Source organism: Frateuria sp. GZRe14 (genome assembly GCF_051900395.1).
Classification (GTDB): Bacteria; Pseudomonadota; Gammaproteobacteria; order Xanthomonadales; family Rhodanobacteraceae; genus Frateuria_A; species Frateuria_A edaphi.
Genome location: NZ_JBHZGJ010000002.1, coordinates 51,527 through 66,956 on the forward strand (window position 1 = coordinate 51,527; position 15,430 = coordinate 66,956).

Annotated in this window: 13 protein-coding genes; 5 read left to right on the forward strand and 8 right to left on the reverse strand. The window is 68.2% G+C overall.

Annotation, left to right across the window (positions count from 1 at the left end; translation table 11 throughout):
• Nucleotides 1-121 precede the first annotated feature (121 nt).
• Nucleotides 122-781: a maleylacetoacetate isomerase gene (gene maiA / locus ACFWZ1_RS14385; RefSeq protein WP_439666945.1), complete on the reverse strand. Its 660-nt coding sequence runs from the start codon at nucleotides 779-781 to the stop codon at nucleotides 122-124.
• Between the two features lie 189 nt (nucleotides 782-970).
• Here maiA and ACFWZ1_RS14390 point away from each other — a divergent pair, with 189 nt between their 5' ends.
• A complete protein-coding gene (locus tag ACFWZ1_RS14390; protein WP_439666946.1) occupies nucleotides 971-2,149 on the forward strand; it encodes a phosphoglycerate kinase in 1,179 nt (392 codons plus the stop codon).
• Nucleotides 2,149-2,787 carry an HAD hydrolase-like protein gene (locus ACFWZ1_RS14395; protein WP_231321517.1) on the forward strand — a complete coding sequence of 213 codons (639 nt, stop codon included), beginning with the start codon at nucleotides 2,149-2,151 and terminating at the stop codon, nucleotides 2,785-2,787. The genes ACFWZ1_RS14390 and ACFWZ1_RS14395 overlap by 1 nt, the downstream gene beginning before the upstream one ends.
• A 171-nt stretch (nucleotides 2,788-2,958) precedes the next feature.
• Here the strand turns inward: ACFWZ1_RS14395 and tkt are convergent, their stop codons facing one another.
• Nucleotides 2,959-4,968 (reverse strand): transketolase, encoded by a 2,010-nt coding sequence (gene tkt / locus ACFWZ1_RS14400; RefSeq protein ID WP_439666947.1) that lies wholly within the window; start codon nucleotides 4,966-4,968, stop codon nucleotides 2,959-2,961.
• A 395-nt stretch (nucleotides 4,969-5,363) separates the two neighbouring features.
• Here tkt and ACFWZ1_RS14405 point away from each other — a divergent pair, with 395 nt between their 5' ends.
• Nucleotides 5,364-5,957, forward strand: a complete 594-nt coding sequence (locus ACFWZ1_RS14405; protein WP_231321521.1) for a porin family protein — start codon at nucleotides 5,364-5,366, stop codon at nucleotides 5,955-5,957.
• A 464-nt stretch (nucleotides 5,958-6,421) separates the two neighbouring features.
• Here the strand turns inward: ACFWZ1_RS14405 and ACFWZ1_RS14410 are convergent, their stop codons facing one another.
• From ACFWZ1_RS14410 to ACFWZ1_RS14430, 5 genes are all read right to left on the reverse strand, one after another.
• Nucleotides 6,422-7,426, reverse strand: a complete 1,005-nt coding sequence (locus ACFWZ1_RS14410; RefSeq protein WP_231321523.1) for a class I fructose-bisphosphate aldolase — start codon at nucleotides 7,424-7,426, stop codon at nucleotides 6,422-6,424.
• 127 nt (nucleotides 7,427-7,553) lie between these two features.
• Nucleotides 7,554-7,985 (reverse strand): energy transducer TonB, encoded by a 432-nt coding sequence (locus ACFWZ1_RS14415; RefSeq protein WP_231321525.1) that lies wholly within the window; start codon nucleotides 7,983-7,985, stop codon nucleotides 7,554-7,556.
• A gap of 171 nt (nucleotides 7,986-8,156) precedes the next feature.
• On the reverse strand, nucleotides 8,157-9,629 hold the full coding sequence (pyk, locus tag ACFWZ1_RS14420; protein WP_439666948.1) for a pyruvate kinase: 1,473 nt from the start codon (nucleotides 9,627-9,629) through the stop codon (nucleotides 8,157-8,159).
• A 137-nt stretch (nucleotides 9,630-9,766) separates the two neighbouring features.
• The gene (locus ACFWZ1_RS14425; protein WP_439666949.1) at nucleotides 9,767-10,561 is read right to left on the reverse strand and encodes a S1/P1 nuclease; all 795 of its coding nucleotides are present in this window, start codon (nucleotides 10,559-10,561) and stop codon (nucleotides 9,767-9,769) included.
• A 46-nt stretch (nucleotides 10,562-10,607) separates the two neighbouring features.
• Nucleotides 10,608-11,468 (reverse strand): MBL fold metallo-hydrolase, encoded by an 861-nt coding sequence (locus ACFWZ1_RS14430; RefSeq protein ID WP_439666950.1) that lies wholly within the window; start codon nucleotides 11,466-11,468, stop codon nucleotides 10,608-10,610.
• Between the two features lie 233 nt (nucleotides 11,469-11,701).
• Here ACFWZ1_RS14430 and gap point away from each other — a divergent pair, with 233 nt between their 5' ends.
• The gene (gene gap, locus ACFWZ1_RS14435) at nucleotides 11,702-12,700 is read left to right on the forward strand and encodes a type I glyceraldehyde-3-phosphate dehydrogenase (RefSeq protein WP_231321530.1); all 999 of its coding nucleotides are present in this window, start codon (nucleotides 11,702-11,704) and stop codon (nucleotides 12,698-12,700) included.
• 164 nt (nucleotides 12,701-12,864) lie between these two features.
• Complete coding sequence (locus ACFWZ1_RS14440) at nucleotides 12,865-14,811, forward strand: FTR1 family protein (RefSeq protein WP_439666951.1); 1,947 nt, start codon at nucleotides 12,865-12,867, stop codon at nucleotides 14,809-14,811.
• A 190-nt stretch (nucleotides 14,812-15,001) separates the two neighbouring features.
• Here ACFWZ1_RS14440 and fdxA read toward each other — a convergent pair whose 3' ends face one another.
• Entirely contained in the window at nucleotides 15,002-15,325 is a 324-nt protein-coding gene (gene fdxA / locus ACFWZ1_RS14445) for a ferredoxin FdxA (protein WP_439666952.1), read from the reverse strand.
• Nucleotides 15,326-15,430 lie beyond the last annotated feature (105 nt).

Below are 15,430 nucleotides of genomic sequence, written 5' to 3' on the forward strand. Positions count from 1 at the left end.
CTTCCCCGTGAAGGGGAAAGGATCAAAAAATGTGAGGCCGGATGATGAGCCTTCCTTCCCCGCGCAACGGGGGAAGTTGCCGACACTCGCATGGGAACTCCAGCCCCGATCCTGCAACGCCTCAGGGCGCGTCAGGTTGGCGCTCCGGCATCGCCTGCTGGAACGCCTCCAGCTCGTTGCACGAGGCGTGGATGCGCGCGAGGGTAGGCCAGCGATCCATCGGGAGCTGCCAGCGCAGCGCGTTGTACACCTGCGGCACCAGGCAGGCATCCGCCAGGCCGGGCGCGTCGCCGTGGCAGTAGCGGCCGGCGGCGCTGTTGCCGGCGAGCATCGCCTCCAGCGCGTCGAAGCCGGTCTCGATCCAGTGCCGCGACCAGGCCAGCTTCTGCGCCTCGTCGGCACCCAGCTGGCCCTCCAGGTACTGCAACACGCGCAGGTTGCCCAGCGGATGGATGTCGCAGGCCACGGCCATCGCCAGCGCACGCACGCGGGCGCGGCTGCGGGCGTCGGCCGGCAGCAGCGCCGGCTCCGGATGGGTTTCCTCCAGGTACTCCATGATCGCCATCGACTGGGTGATCACCCGCTCGCCGTCGCGCAGGCAGGGAATGAGCTGCTGCGGATTGAGTGCGCGGTAGGCCTCGCCGTGCTGTTCACCGCCGTCGCGCAGCAAATGCACCGGGCGCGTTTCGTAGCGCAGTCCCTTCAAATTGAGCGCGATGCGCACGCGGTAGACCGCGCTGGAGCGCCAGTAGCCGTACAACGCCAACAGTTCCGCTGCCATGGGGTTCTCCGTGCCGGTGATGGTGGGAAGGATAAACCGGGCAGGCGCGACCACGCGCACCCCATGGGCCGCAACCGCGGCCGCCGGTTGCGGCGTTGCATCATCGGTACCCGCGCCGGACAATAGGCGGTTCGCGCCGGTCAAGGCGCATCCCGCTGAATTGCAATCCCCTTTCCGAGGAGTGGCGCCGTGTCCATCACCCGCATGAGCGATCTGGAGCTGCGCGGCAAGCGCGTGCTGATCCGCGAAGACCTGAACGTGCCGATCGACGACGGCCGCATCACCTCGACCCAGCGCCTGGACGCGGCGCTGCCGACGATCAAGGCCGCGCGCGACGCCGGCGCGAAGGTGATGGTGCTCTCGCACCTGGGCCGCCCGAAGGAGGGCCAGTTCGACGCCGAATCCTCGCTCGCTCCGGTCGCGAAGTGGCTGGGCGACAAGCTCGGCACGCCGGTGCGCCTGGTCGCCGACTATCTCGGCGGGGTCGACGTCGCCGAAGGCGAAGTGGTGGTGCTGGAGAACTGCCGCATGAACGTCGGCGAGGGCAAGGACGACGAGGCGCTGTCGAAGAAGTACGCGGCGCTGTGCGACGTGTTCGTCATGGACGCCTTCGGCACGGCGCATCGCGCGCAGGCTTCCACCCATGGCGTGATCCGCTTCGCGCCGCAAGTCACCGCCGGCCCGCTGCTGTCGGCCGAGCTGGACGCACTAGGCAAGGCGCTGGAACAGCCGGCACAGCCGTTGCTGGCGATCGTGGCCGGTTCCAAGGTGTCGACCAAGCTCACCCTGCTGGACAACCTGATCGGCAAGGTCGACCAGCTGATCGTCGGCGGCGGCATCGCCAATACGTTCATCGCCGCCGCCGGCTACGGGGTCGGTAATTCGCTCTACGAGCCGGACCTGATCGACGCGGCGAAGAAGGTCATCGCCGATGCCAGGCGCCGCGGCGCCGAGGTGCCCCTGCCGGTCGACGTGGTCGTGGCGCCGGAGTTCTCCGCCAATGCGGCGGCGACGGTCAAGCCGGTCGATGCGGTCAAGGACGGCGAGATGATCCTGGACATCGGACCGGAGACCGCGCGTCGCTATGCCGAACTGATCGCCAACGCCGGCACCGTGGTGTGGAACGGCCCGGTCGGCGTGTTCGAGTTCGACGCCTTCGGCAAGGGCACCGAAACGCTGGCCCACGCGATAGCCGACTCCAAGGCGTTCTCGATTGCCGGCGGTGGCGACACGCTGGCCGCGGTGGACAAGTACGGCGTCGCCGACAAGGTCTCCTACATCTCCACCGGCGGCGGTGCGTTCCTGGAATTCCTGGAAGGCAAGGAGCTCCCTGCCGTGGCCGCGCTCAAGGCGCGTGCGAAGCACTGATGCTCTGCCTGTTCGACCTCGATGGCACGCTGATCGACTCCGAGCACGGGATCACCGCGTGCGTGAAACACGCGCTGGAGCGCCTGCGCGTGGCCATCCCGAGCACGGAGGAATTGCGTCGCTGGATCGGTCCTCCGCTGCGGCACAGCTTCGCGCCGCTGCTGGGCCATGACGCGGCACGGGTCGAGGCGGCGGTGGAGCATTACCACGAGCGCTTCGACACCCACGGCTGGCGCGAGCACGCCGTCTACCCGGGCATCGAGCCGTTGATCGGCCGCCTGCTCGACGCCGGCCACCAGCTGGCCATCGTTACCGGCAAGCCGCACCGGCATGCCGAACCGATCCTGGCGCAGCTGCCGTTCGGCCAAGCTTTTTTGCGGCTGTACGGACCCGATCCGTCGAGCGCCAACAGCGAAAAGGCGGACATGATCGCCGCCGCCATGGCGGACTTCGGCGTTCGCGCCGAGGAAACGGTGATGATCGGCGACCGCCACTTCGACATCGAAGGTGCCGTTGCCAACCGCGTGCGCGGCATCGGCGTGTTGTGGGGCTTCGGCAGCCGAGCGGAGCTGGAACAGGCGGGTGCCGCGGCGATCGCCAGATCGCCTGAAGAACTGGGCGTGCTGCTCGGCGCGTGACGTACTCCTCCCTGAAAGCCCGGGGGGAACCGATGGGCCGTCGTGCCGAGAATGGCTGCCTCTCGCCGCCGGAGAGAGGGCTGGGGTGAGGGGCCGCGCTTGCGGCAAAACCTCCCTCACCCGCCTGTGGTCTTCCCACTCAACCGGGAAGACCCGATAGAGCGAAGTCGATCAGCCGACCGCGCGCTTGACCGCATCCACCACGTTCGTGACGGTGAAGCCGAAATGCTCGAACAGCTGCGGCGCCGGGGCCGAGGCGCCGAAGCCGGTCATGCCGATGACTTCGCCATCCAGGCCCACGTACTTGCGCCAGTAGTCGGCCGTGGCCGCTTCCACCGCCACGCGCGCGCGGCACCACGACGGCAGGATGCCCTCGCGGTACTCCAGCGGCTGCTCGTCGAACACCTCGGTGCAGGGCATCGAGACCACGCGCACCGGCACGCCCTGCTGGGCCAGCGTCCGGGCCGCTTCCATCGCGAGCTCCACTTCCGAGCCAGTGGCGATGATGATCGCCTTGAACTTCGTGTCGGCCGGATCGGAGAGGACGTACGCGCCGCGCGCGATGTCGGCCACCTGCTGCTCGCTGCGCTGCTGGTGCTTGAGGTTCTGGCGCGAGAACACCAGGCAGGCCGGATTGCCCTTGCGCTCGATGGCGGCCTTCCACGACACGGCCGATTCGACCGCGTCACAGGGGCGCCACACCTGGTTGTTCGGAATGTAACGCAGGCTGGCCAGGTGCTCGACCGGCTGGTGCGTCGGGCCGTCCTCGCCCAGGCCGATCGAATCATGGGTGTAGACGTGGATCGCGTGCGCCGGGATCAGCGCGCTCATGCGCACGGCGTTACGCGCGTAGTCGGAAAACACCAGGAAGGTGGCGTCGTAGGGAATGAAGCCGCCGTGCAGCGCCAGGCCGTTGGCGATCGCGGTCATGCCGAACTCGCGCACGCCGTAGTAGACATAGTTGCCCTGGCCGTCGCTGCTGTTGCCGTTGCCGGCGTCCTTGCTGCCCTTCCACTTGGTGAGGTTGGAGCCGGCGAGATCCGCCGAGCCGCCGATCAGTTCCGGCAGCAGCGGACCGAAGGCGTCCAGCGCCATCTGCGAGGCCTTGCGCGAGGCCACCTCCGGCCCTTCGGACTGCATCTTCGCGATGTAGGCCCGCGCCTTGTCGTTCCATTCGGGCGGCAGCTCGCCAGAGAGGCGGCGCTTGAATTCGGCGGCCAGCTCCGGGTGCGCCTTGGCGTAGGCATCCAGCGTGGCGTTCCACTCCTGCTCGCGCTTGGCACCGGCGGCCTTGGCGTCCCAACCGGCATAGATTTCGGAAGGAATTTCGAACGGCGGGTAGCTCCAGCCGAGCTGCTCGCGCGCGGCGGCGATCTCGTCCTTGCCCAGCGGCGCGCCGTGGCTCTCTTCCTTGCCCTGCTTGTGCGGCGCGCCGAAGCCGATGATGGTGCGGGCGCAGATCAGCGTGGGCTTTTCGCTCTGCGCGGTGGCCTGCGAGATCGCGCGCTTGATCGCCTCGGCGTCATGGCCGTCCACGCCGCGGATCACGTTCCAGCCGTAGGCCTCGAAGCGCTTGGCGGTGTCGTCGGTGAACCAGCCGTGCACCTCGCCATCGATGGAGATGCCGTTGTCGTCGTAGATCGCCACGAGCTTGCCCAAACCCCAGGTACCGGCCAGCGAGCAGGCTTCGTGCGAGATGCCTTCCATCAGGCAGCCGTCGCCCAGGAACACGTAGGTGTGGTGGTCCACTACCGTGTGACCGGGCCGGTTGAAATGCGCCGCCAGCACCTTCTCGGCGAGCGCGAAACCCACCGCGTTGGCCAGGCCCTGGCCGAGCGGGCCGGTGGTGGTTTCCACGCCGGGCGTGTGGCCGTACTCGGGGTGGCCGGCGGTCTTCGAATGCAGCTGGCGGAAGCGCTTGAGCTCCGCCATCGGCAGGTCGTAGCCGGCCAGATGCAGCAACGCGTACTGCAGCATCGAGCCGTGGCCGTTGGAGAGCACGAAGCGGTCGCGGTTGGGCCACTTCGGATCTGCCGGGTTGTGCTTCAGGAAATCGTTCCACAGCACTTCGGCGATGTCGGCCATGCCCATCGGCATGCCCGGATGGCCGGACTTGGCCGCCTCGACGGCGTCCATGGCGAGGGCGCGCACGGCGTTGGCAAGTTCGCGGCGGGTGGTCATCGGTCGAATCTCCGGGCAAGCGGCAAAGCGCCAATTGTCGCCGATCGGGAGGGTTGCTGTCGCGTCGCCGCGTGCAAGTACCTGCCGCGACGATTAATTCGGGCTTAACCGACGCCGGAGCAATACCGCGCAACTTCAGGTAGCGCCCGTTCCAATGTCAACGCGCATGATTCGTGCGCGACGACCGGCGAGCCTTCCGGAAAAAGCGGAAGGACGTCCAGGCGTCCAAACGACCTGGTCGCGGAACTTAACCGCAAATTACCGGCATCGTCATGCGCATTGAATCTTTGGCGCACCGGCCGCATCCAAGAAGTCGCGTGTCGCTCTTCCCCTTTTCAGGGCGCACGCAAGCGATCGACTCCCCACGATCGCCACAACAACAGGAGAATCTCCCAATGAAAAAGACGCTGATTGCCCTTGCCTTTGCTTCCGCCGGCCTGCTGGCCGTCCCCGCCGCGTTCGCGCAGAGTGCGCCGACCCACAACGACGGCTGGTTCGTCAACGGCAACGTCGGCCGCACCTCGATCGACAAGGGCCCGTACGACAACCACGACACCGGTTATGCGATCGGCGGCGGCTACCGCTGGGCGATCACCCCGTCCGTGGCGCTGGGCGCCGAGGTGGGCTACAACGACCTGGGCAACATCCACGTCAAGAACATTTTCAACAGCAATGACGTGGTCGAGCAGGGCCGCTCGCAGCTGCATGGCTGGACCGCCGGCGTGAACGGCCATTTCAACGTGGCGCCGAACTGGTACGTCAGCGCACGCACGGGCCTGTACAGCTGGAAGGGCCACGGCCTTTCCAATGACGTCAACCCGGTGCGCAAGAGCCTGGACGACACCAGCTGGTACGCCGGCGCGGGCGTGGGCTACGACTTCAGCAACAACGCCAGCCTGGGCCTCAACTTCGACCACTACGATGCGTCGAAGAACAACGTCAACCTCGACACCAACATGGTGTCCGTCAGCGCCGAATACCGGTTCTGATCACATGGGCGCAGGGATGCGCCTCCATGGAGAAGAAGGGCGCCCTCGGGCGCCCTTCTTTTTTGCCCTCTCCATGGAACAGGGCATGTACACCGCAGCACACAGACACGCGCGGTCTTCGGCCTCGGCTCCCGAGCGTCCGCGGTGAAGCGGCGGCGGCTTTTCTAAGATCAAGAGACCCGCCAGTCAAAGCGAGGAGGCGCCCAGCTCTTGCCCCTTACCGGGCTTGGCAGACCCATTCTTTTGGTTACTTTTCCTTGGGCCGGCAAAGAAAAGTGACCCGGGCGCCGACAAGCAATCGGAGGCCGCCGCAGGCGAGCCACGTCACGGAGGGATTCTCAAGAAGCAAGGCATCCATGCGGGAGCTTCCCGCGAGCCGCGGCCCCTCTCCCCGGACGGGAGAAGGAGCAGGGCAAAAAAAGGGCGCCCTGAGGCGCCCTTTCTCACAACTGTGCGTTGGCAGTTCAGCCGTTCCACTGTCCCAGCGCGGCCAGGCCATTCTCCTTGGCACGCGCGGCGACGGTCTTCTGCGCCTCGGCGTAGTTGGCCTTCATGTCCTTGGCCCACAGCTTCAGCGCCGCCTGCTGCATGGCGCGGCCGTAGGAGAACGACAGCGGCCACGGGTGCGGGCCGATGTGGTTCATGGCGTTGAGGTGCGCGGTCGACTGCTCGTCGGTCTGGCCGCCGGAGAGGAATACGATGCCCGGCAGCGAGGCCGGCACGGTGCTCTTGAGCACGCGCACGGTCGCCTCGGCCACCTCCTCGACTTCGGCCTGCTCGTCGCAGTCCTTGCCGGGGATGACCATGCTGACCTTCAGGATGGTGCCCTCGAGCATCACGTTCTGCTCGTACAGCGCGTTGAACAGGCTGCGCAGCACGGCTTCGTGCACTTCGTAGCTGACCTCGATCGAGTGGTCGCCGTCCATGATCACTTCCGGCTCGACCATCGGCACCAGCCCGGCTTCCTGGCACAGCGCGGCGTAACGGGCCAGCGCGTGGCAGTTGGCTTCGATCGCGGTGGAGCTGGGGTTGTCGTCGGAGATGTTGATCACCGCGCGCCACTTGCAGAACTGCGCGCCCAGCTTGACGTACTCGGCGAGGCGGTCGCGCAAGCCATCGAGGCCCTCGGTAACCACGTCGCCCGGGAAGCCGGCCAGCGGCACCGGACCCTTGTCGACCTTGATGCCCGGGATGATGCCGTTCTTCTTCATCACCTCGGTGAACGGCACGCCATCCTTGGTCTTCTGGCGCAGCGTTTCGTCGTACAGGATCGCACCGGAGATGTGCTCGTTCAGGCCCGGCGTGGTCAGCAGCAGTTCGCGGTAGGCGCGGCGGTTTTCCTCGGTGTTCTCGATGCCGACCGCCTCGAAGCGCTTCTTGATCGTGTTGGTCGATTCGTCGATCGCGATGATGCCCTTGCCGGGCGCGACCATCGCCTGGGCGATGCTTTCAAGATCTTCGATGCTCATGAACGACTCCGTGCAGACGAGGCGGGGTCACCGCAATGGATTTGCGCCGCCCCAAGCGGGACGGCAGGTCAAAGAACCGGCGATTATAACGACATGGTGTCAACGCCGTCGTGACGGCGCAGCACGGCTAGTTTTCGTAGCCCGGCAGGCGGCACGGGGCCATCACCTGCTCCTGGCCGGCCGGATCGGAGGGCGCGTTGAACGGCACCACGTAGTACGTAGCCACCGGATCGTGGTTCTTGTTGGACAGCGAGGGGCCGTAGCGGAAGTTGGACACGGCGCTCAGCGCGATCTGGCCGAAATCGCCCTTGGGGACGACTTTCTCGACCTTCAGATCGCGCGGCAGACCGTCGGAACCGATCATGTAGCTCACCGCCGCGCAGCCCGGCTGGTTGACGTTCCGGGCGCTGTTGGGCACGTCGACGGCGACGTTCTGGTTCAGGAGGATCCAGTGGTCGTACAGGTGCCGCGGATCAACCCGTTGCTGGGACTGGGCCGCCACCGGCAGACCAGCGGCCAGCAGCGTCGCGAAGGCGAGACGACGGACGGTCGGGTTCATGGCAACCTCCTGGTGTGGGGCTGGCCAGTGTAGCGCCGTGGCGAAAAGACAGCCTGTGGCGCTTTGCTCCCTCTCCCCTCGGGTGGGAAGGACTGATGCTGCGGTGTATGGGGCCCTTCGCCTCGATCCTTTCCCTCGGAGGGGAGGGGAAGCGAACGCAGAGCGCCGTGCTTACAGGTCGCGCAGGCTCTCGACGATGCCCTCCGCACCCACCAGCAGCAACTTGAGCGTGTTGGTGCCGCCACCGGCACCGACGCGGTCGCCCTGGGTGAGCACCACCCGGTCACCCTCGGACAGCTTGCCCTGCGCAAACAGCTGGCGAACCGCCTCGCGCGCGTTGGCCGCCGAACTCTGGCTCACCTCGGTAAAGGCCACCGGTTGCACGTCGCGCAGCAGCAGCATGCGGCGGCGGGCGTCGGCGCTGGGCGAGAGCGCGAAGATCGGTACCGCGCTGCGATAGCGCGAGAGCCACTGCGCGGTGGCGCCCGAGTCGGTCAACGCGATCAGTGCGCGCACGCCGAGCTGCCCGGCCAGCACCATCGCGGCCAGGGCGATCGCCTGGTCCGCGCGGTCCAGTCGATGCGCGGCGGAGGTCAGGTCTTCCTTGGGCTCGAACTGGCGCTCGGCGCCCAGGCAGATGCGTCGCATGGCGGCCACCGCCACGTCCGGATGCGCGCCGGCGGCGGTCTCCTGCGAGAGCATCACCGCGTCGGTGCCGTCGATCACCGCGTTGGCGACGTCGAGCACTTCGGCGCGCGTGGGAATCGGCGCGGTCACCATCGACTGCAACATCTGCGTGGCGGTGATCACGGCGCGGTTGCGGGCGACCGCCTCGCGGATGATCTTCTTCTGCAGGCCGGGCAGCTCGGCGTCGCCGATTTCCACGCCCAGGTCACCGCGCGCCACCATCACCGCATCGGAGGCGTCGATGATCTCGCCCAGCACCGGAATCGCGTCGGCACGCTCGATCTTCGCCACCAGCGCGCCAAGACCATCAGCCTCGCGCAGCAGGCGACGCGCCTGCTCCATGTCGGCCGCCGAACGCACGAACGAGACGGCGAGGAAGTCGGCGCCGATTTCGGCCGCCAGGCGGATGTCCGCCCGGTCCTTGTCCGAAAGCGCGGACACCGACAAGCCGCCGCCCTGGCGGTTGAGGCCCTTGCGATCGGAAAGCTTGCCGCCGATCAGCACCTCGCAGCGCACCTGTGCGCCTTCGACGGCATCCACGCGCAACGCGACCAGCCCATCGTCCAGCAGCAGCACGTCGCCGGCCGCCACGTCCTGCGGAAGCTGGTGGTAGCTGACACCGACGCGCGTGCCGTCGCCGGGCGGCGCGTCGGGCGAGCAGTCGAGCACGAACGGATCGCCCGGATGCAGCTCGATCGGACCGTTGGCGAATTTCTCGATGCGGATCTTCGGGCCCTGCAGGTCGGCGAGGATGCCGACCTCGCGGCCGGCCGCGAGGGCCGCGTCGCGCACCGCCATGGCGCGGGCGCGATGGTCCTGTGGCTGGCCGTGCGAAAGGTTGAGGCGGACCACGTCCACGCCCTCGGCGATCAGTCGCGCGAGCATGCCCGGCGCGTCGGTGGCGGGACCCAGGGTGGCGACGATCTTGGTGCGGCGCAGGTGGTTTTCGGCATTCATGCCGTCGAGGCTAGCAGATGCCAGTCACGGCGCGGCCCGGGTGCAATCGTATGCAATGTGACGGGAGACCCATCCCCGCCCCAGCCTTCCTGGAGGGGGAGGAGCAAGGGCGCGGCGCCTCGAGTTCCTCACGCAACTCATCCCAGGGTGCGGTTGAGCAATTGGGCCAACCGCCGCCCCGCCTGGCGCAGTCGCCGTTCGGCCACCGGCAACTGCGTCCCGACGTAAGCGGCGCCAACCGTATGGCCGTCCGGATAGATGTCGCGGGTGAGCCGGCAGGATTCCTCCGCCCATGCCGCGAACGGCGCGCCCGCCACCGGCGGCAGTGCAACCATCCCGCGCGCATCCAGCCGCTTCGCGTACGTCTGCCAGTCCAATCCACGGGTGCGCAGCATCCCCGAGTCCCACACGCGATGCAGGTTGCTGCCCTGGTCCCGGAACTGCACCTGGTAGGTGTTGCCGCCCTTGTCGGGTCGATAGCCGGCGTGCAGCGGCTGGTGCACGTCACCGACGAAATGCACCACGAACTTCAGGGCCTCGCGGCGTGCATCCTCGCTCTGGCTCCGGTCGCCGAGTACGGCGACGTAGTGCGCCAGGCCCTCGACCACGCACCGTCCCCCGCGGCAGTCGCGCGGCGGCTGGTAGTCGCAGTCGCGGTCGCCGAAGTTGATGTAGTGCAGGCTGCGCGTGGCCTTCCACAGCGCCCGTTGCGATGGATCGTCCTGGATGTCGTCGGCCCAGGTGGCGACGTCGGCCAGCCGGCGCGTGTGCTCGGGGCCCAGCAGGCGCTCGACCTGGGCTTCGGCGGCGGGACTCAGGTGGCGCTGGGCGAGCTCGGCGACGATGCGATGACCGTCCGGTCCCCAGGCATGGGCGTCAGGGACCAGCAGGAAACAGGCGAGCAGGAGAACGGCGGAACGACGCAGGAACATCGTCGAGACAACGACCACAAAAGGCCGGCCAGTGTGCCACAGCGCCTCAGTCGCGCACTTGCAACGGCAGCTTGAAGTAATGCTGGCCGTTGCCTTCGGGCGGCGGCAGCCGGCCACCGCGGATGTTTACCTGCAGCGCCGGCCACAGCAGGCGCGGCGGCGGCAGGCCGGCGTCGCGCTGCCGCCGCATCGCCACGAACGCCTCCTCCGTCACGCCGTCCCGGATGTGCTTGTTCCCGGTGCGCTGCTCGGCGATCGGCACCTCTGCCCGCGGCGCGCTTCCGGCGGCGGGATAGTCGTGCGCCAGGAACATGCGGGTGACGGGCAGGCCGTAGATGCGCCATACCGACTGGAACAGCGCATGCGCATCGCCGCCGGGAAAATCGCAGCGTGCGGATCCCGCCTCTGGCGAGAACAGCGTATCGCCGACGAACACCGCATCGCCGATCAGATAGCTGAGGCTGTCGGGCGTGTGTCCCGGCGTGGCGATCACGTGGATCACGAGTTCACCCAGCGGCAACGCGTCGCCGTCGTGCAGCAGGCGGTCGAACGCGCGGCCATCCAGCTCCGGCTCGTCTTCCAGGCCCAGCCGCTGGCGGAAGGTTTCCTGCACCTGTTCGATGCCGGCCCCAATCGCGGTCTGTGCACCGGTGGATGCGCGCAACCAGGCTGCCGCCGACAGGTGGTCGGCGTGCGCATGGGTCTCCAGGATCCAGCGCACCTGAGCGCCGTCGCGCTCGGCCGCCTGAAGGATCGCCGCCGCGCTGGCGTGGCCGAGTTCGCCGGTGGCCGGGTCGAAGTCCAGCGCGGCATCGATGATGGCCGCCTCGCCCGTGGCGGCGTCGCGCACCAGGTAGCTCCACGTCGAGGTAGGCGCGTGGAAGAAGGGGGTGATCTGTGCCTGCATGGCTACGCTCCTGGGGAACTCGACGCCCGGGCAGGAGTATGACGCGACCGCCCTTGGGCAAGCAGCCGCGACACCACCGCCTCGACCGATACCTGCCGAGGCAGGCAGGCCGAAGGCGCAGCGGACCGGACGGTATACGGCCCCGTGACCCCGATCGGCGCTAAAATGCGCGTTTCAGGCGACCCGAACGTCGCCGCTCCACCGCTCCATCGAACCCAAGAGGATGCTTGCCCATGGCCATCAAGGTCGCGATCAACGGCTTCGGCCGCATCGGCCGCAACGTGCTGCGCGCCGCCGTGCAGAATTTCGCGGACATCGAAATCGTCGCCATCAACGATCTGCTGGAGCCCGACTACCTGGCCTACATGCTGCGCTATGACTCCGTGCATGGCCGCTTCAAGGGCGAGGTGGCCGTCGATGGCGCCCACCTGCTCGTCAATGGCAAGCGCATTCGCCTGACCCAAGAGCGCGATCCGTCGAACCTGAAGTGGGACGAAGTCGGCGCCGAGGTGGTGATCGAATCGACCGGCCTGTTCCTGACCAAGGAAACCTGCCAGAAGCATCTGGACGCGGGCGCGAAGAAGGTGATCCAGTCGGCGCCCTCCAAGGACGACACGCCGATGTTCGTCTACGGCGTGAACCATGAGAAGTACGCCGGCGAGACGATCATCTCCAACGCCTCGTGCACCACCAACTGCCTGGCGCCGCTGGCCAAGGTGCTCAACGACAAGTGGGGCATCAAGCGCGGCCTGATGACCACCGTGCACGCGGCGACCGCCACGCAGAAGACGGTCGACGGTCCGAGCAACAAGGACTGGCGCGGCGGCCGCGGCATCCTGGAGAACATCATCCCCTCCTCCACCGGCGCGGCGAAGGCCGTGGGCGTGGTGATCCCCGAGCTCAACAAGAAGCTCACCGGCATGTCCTTCCGCGTGCCGACCAGCGACGTCTCGGTGGTCGACCTCACCGTCGAGCTGGAGAAGCCGGCGACCTACGCGGAGATCTGCGCCGAGATGAAGGCGCAGTCCGAAGGCGCGCTCAAGGGCATCCTGGGCTACACCGAGGAGAAGGTGGTCGCCACCGACTTCCGCGGCGACGCGCGCACCTCGATCTTCGACGCCGACGCCGGCATCGCGCTCGACCCGACCTTCGTCAAGCTGGTCAGCTGGTACGACAACGAGTGGGGCTATTCGAACAAGTGCCTGGAAATGGTGCGGGTGGTGGCGAAGTAAGCGCATCGGCCGGCTTCCCTCGAAGCCGGCGCGCCACGAGAAGGCCGGGACCCGCGCCAGGTCCCGGCTTTTTTTTTCGCCCGGCGAACCGCCGCCGAAGGGCGCGTCTGCGGCATCCGGACACGCCTGGCGTCGCGCGTCCTGTTCCGGCCTATACTGAGGCAATGATAGGCATTCTCAACAAGGCAGCCGCGTCGATACTGGCCTTCGCGCTGCTGGCGGGCGGGTGTCCCGCCCTCGCCCGGGCCCAGTCGGCGGGCTCCGCCGCAGCCGCCGTCCCGGCATCGCCAGAGGTCAGCCAGACCTGGCAGATGCTCGACTACCTGGCCACCGACTACGCCGGCGCGGTGCACGACGGCCACGTGGTCAGCGCCTCCGAATATGCCGAGATGCGGGAATTCGCCGCCACGGTGCGCCAGCGCCTGGCGCAGCTGCCGCCGCGCCCGGGCTCGCCGGCGCTGCAGGCCCAGGCCGCGCAACTGGTGCAGCTGATCGACGCCAAAGCCGCCACGGCCGACGTGGCGCGCCAGGCCCACGGGTTGGCGGACGCGCTGCTGGCTGCCTATCCGGTGCCCACGGCGCCCGCGCATCTGCCCGACCTCGCCCGCGGCGCGGCGATGTACCAGCAGACCTGCGCCGCGTGCCACGGCGCCACCGGCCAGGGCAACGGCCCCGCGGCCGCGGCGCTCGAGCCACCGCCGATCGACTTCACCGACCGCACGCGCGCCGACCAGCGCAGCGTGTTGTCGCTGTACGAGGCCATCAGCCAGGGCGTCAAGGGCACGGCGATGACCGCCTATGCCGAACAGTTGTCGGTCGACGATCGCTGGTCGCTCGCCTACTACGTCGGTTCGCTGGCCTACGCGCACCGCGCGGGCGAAGGTGTGCGGGCGTGGAAGGACAACGCCCTGGCACACCAGCGACTGGGCAACCTGGAAGAGCTTTCCCGCGCCCGCGTGGCGGACCTGTCGCCTGCACTGGGCGAGCAGCAGGCGCGGGCCATCCTCGGTTACCTGCGCGCCTATCCGCATGCGTTGCCCAAGTCCCGTTCCGGCCTGGCGCTGGCGCGCGAGAAACTGGCCGCCAGCCTCATCGCGTGGCAACAGGGAAATCATGACGAAGCGGAGCGCCTGGCACTCTCGGCGTATCTCGATGGCGTGGAACCGGTCGAGCCGCAACTGGACGCGCGAAACGCGGCACTGCGCTCGCAACTGGAAACGGCGATGGGCGTCTACCGCACCGCGGTGGCCAGCGGAGGGGCAGACGTCGTGGCGAACCAGCAGGCCGCCGACGCGCTGCTGCAGCGTGCCCAGGCCGTCCTCGCCGGCGGTTCGGCCGACGCCGCCTCGGCCTTCCTCGGCGCCTGGACCATCCTGGTGCGCGAGGGGCTGGAGGCGCTGCTGGTCGTCGTCGCCCTGCTCGCCTTCCTGCGCAAGGCCGAGCGCCCGGCGATGCTGCGCTACGTGCATGCCGGCTGGAGCCTGGCGTTGCTGGCGGGCCTGGCCACCTGGGCGGTGGCGAGCTACGCGGTGGCGATCAGCGGCGCGGGACGCGAACTTACCGAAGGTCTGTCCTCGCTGTTCGCCGCCGCCGTGCTGCTGTGCGTGGGGCTATGGATGCACCGCAAGAGCGTGGGCGGGCGCTGGCAGGCGTACCTCAAGGCCAAGATGGCCGCCACCCTCGATCGCTCGGCCTGGTTCCTGTTCGGCCTGGCCTTTCTCTCGGTCTACCGCGAAGTGTTCGAGACGATCCTGTTCTACGTGGCGATGTGGAATGAAGGCCCACGGATGTGGCTGCTCGGCGGCATCGGTGCTGGCGCGCTGACGCTCATCGCGATCGCGTGGCTGCTGCTGCGCACCAGCCGGCGGCTGCCGCTGGGCAAGTTCTTCTCGGCCAGCTCCGCGCTGATCGCACTGCTGGCGGTGATACTCACCGGCAAGGGCATCGCGGCGCTGCAGGAAGCCGGCTGGATCGGCGTGCACGTGGCGCCGTTGCCGCGCATCGAACTGCTCGGCATCTATCCGACCTGGCAATCGATCAGCGCGCAGGCCGTGGTGGCGCTGGTGCTGGCCGGCGGGTATGCGCTGAATCTGCGGCGCGTTCCCGGCTGACCCGGCCCCGTCCCGCGGGCGCACCTGTGCGCGACCGGAGACACGGCGGTCGCGTCAGGCGCATTCCCGCAAGGGTGCCTGCAGACTTGGCGGGCGGACGCGCAGCGGCGAACTGCCCGGGCGCGTCCTGCGCGAGGTCCCTCGCGCAGGCGCACCCTGCAGCCCTCCCCAACCGATCCCCAGGCGGGTGCTACCGCTTGAGCAGCGCCAGCTTGTCCGGCACGCCGTCCCATTGCCCGGCCTCCGCCATGGCCGGGATCTTCGTGGTGATCACCGGCCACTCGCGCGCCAGTTCGGCGTTGAGCGCCAGGAAGCCTTCCTGGCCGACCGGGATGTCCAGCTCGGGAAAAATCGCGCCCACCGGGCACTCCACCACGCAAAGCGTGCAATCGATGCACTCGTCCGGGTTGATGACGAGGAAATTCGGACCCTCGTGGAAGGCATCGACCGGACACACCTCCACGCAGTCGGTGTGCTTGCAGTTGATGCAGTTCTCGGTCACGACGTGGGTCATCGGCGGCGAGTATGCAGATGCCCTCCGCGGGGCGCCCTGACCCAGGTCAGGGCGCGGGAACGGCCGGCACGGCGCCGGCCGGCTTGTACGCCACGGCCACGAATG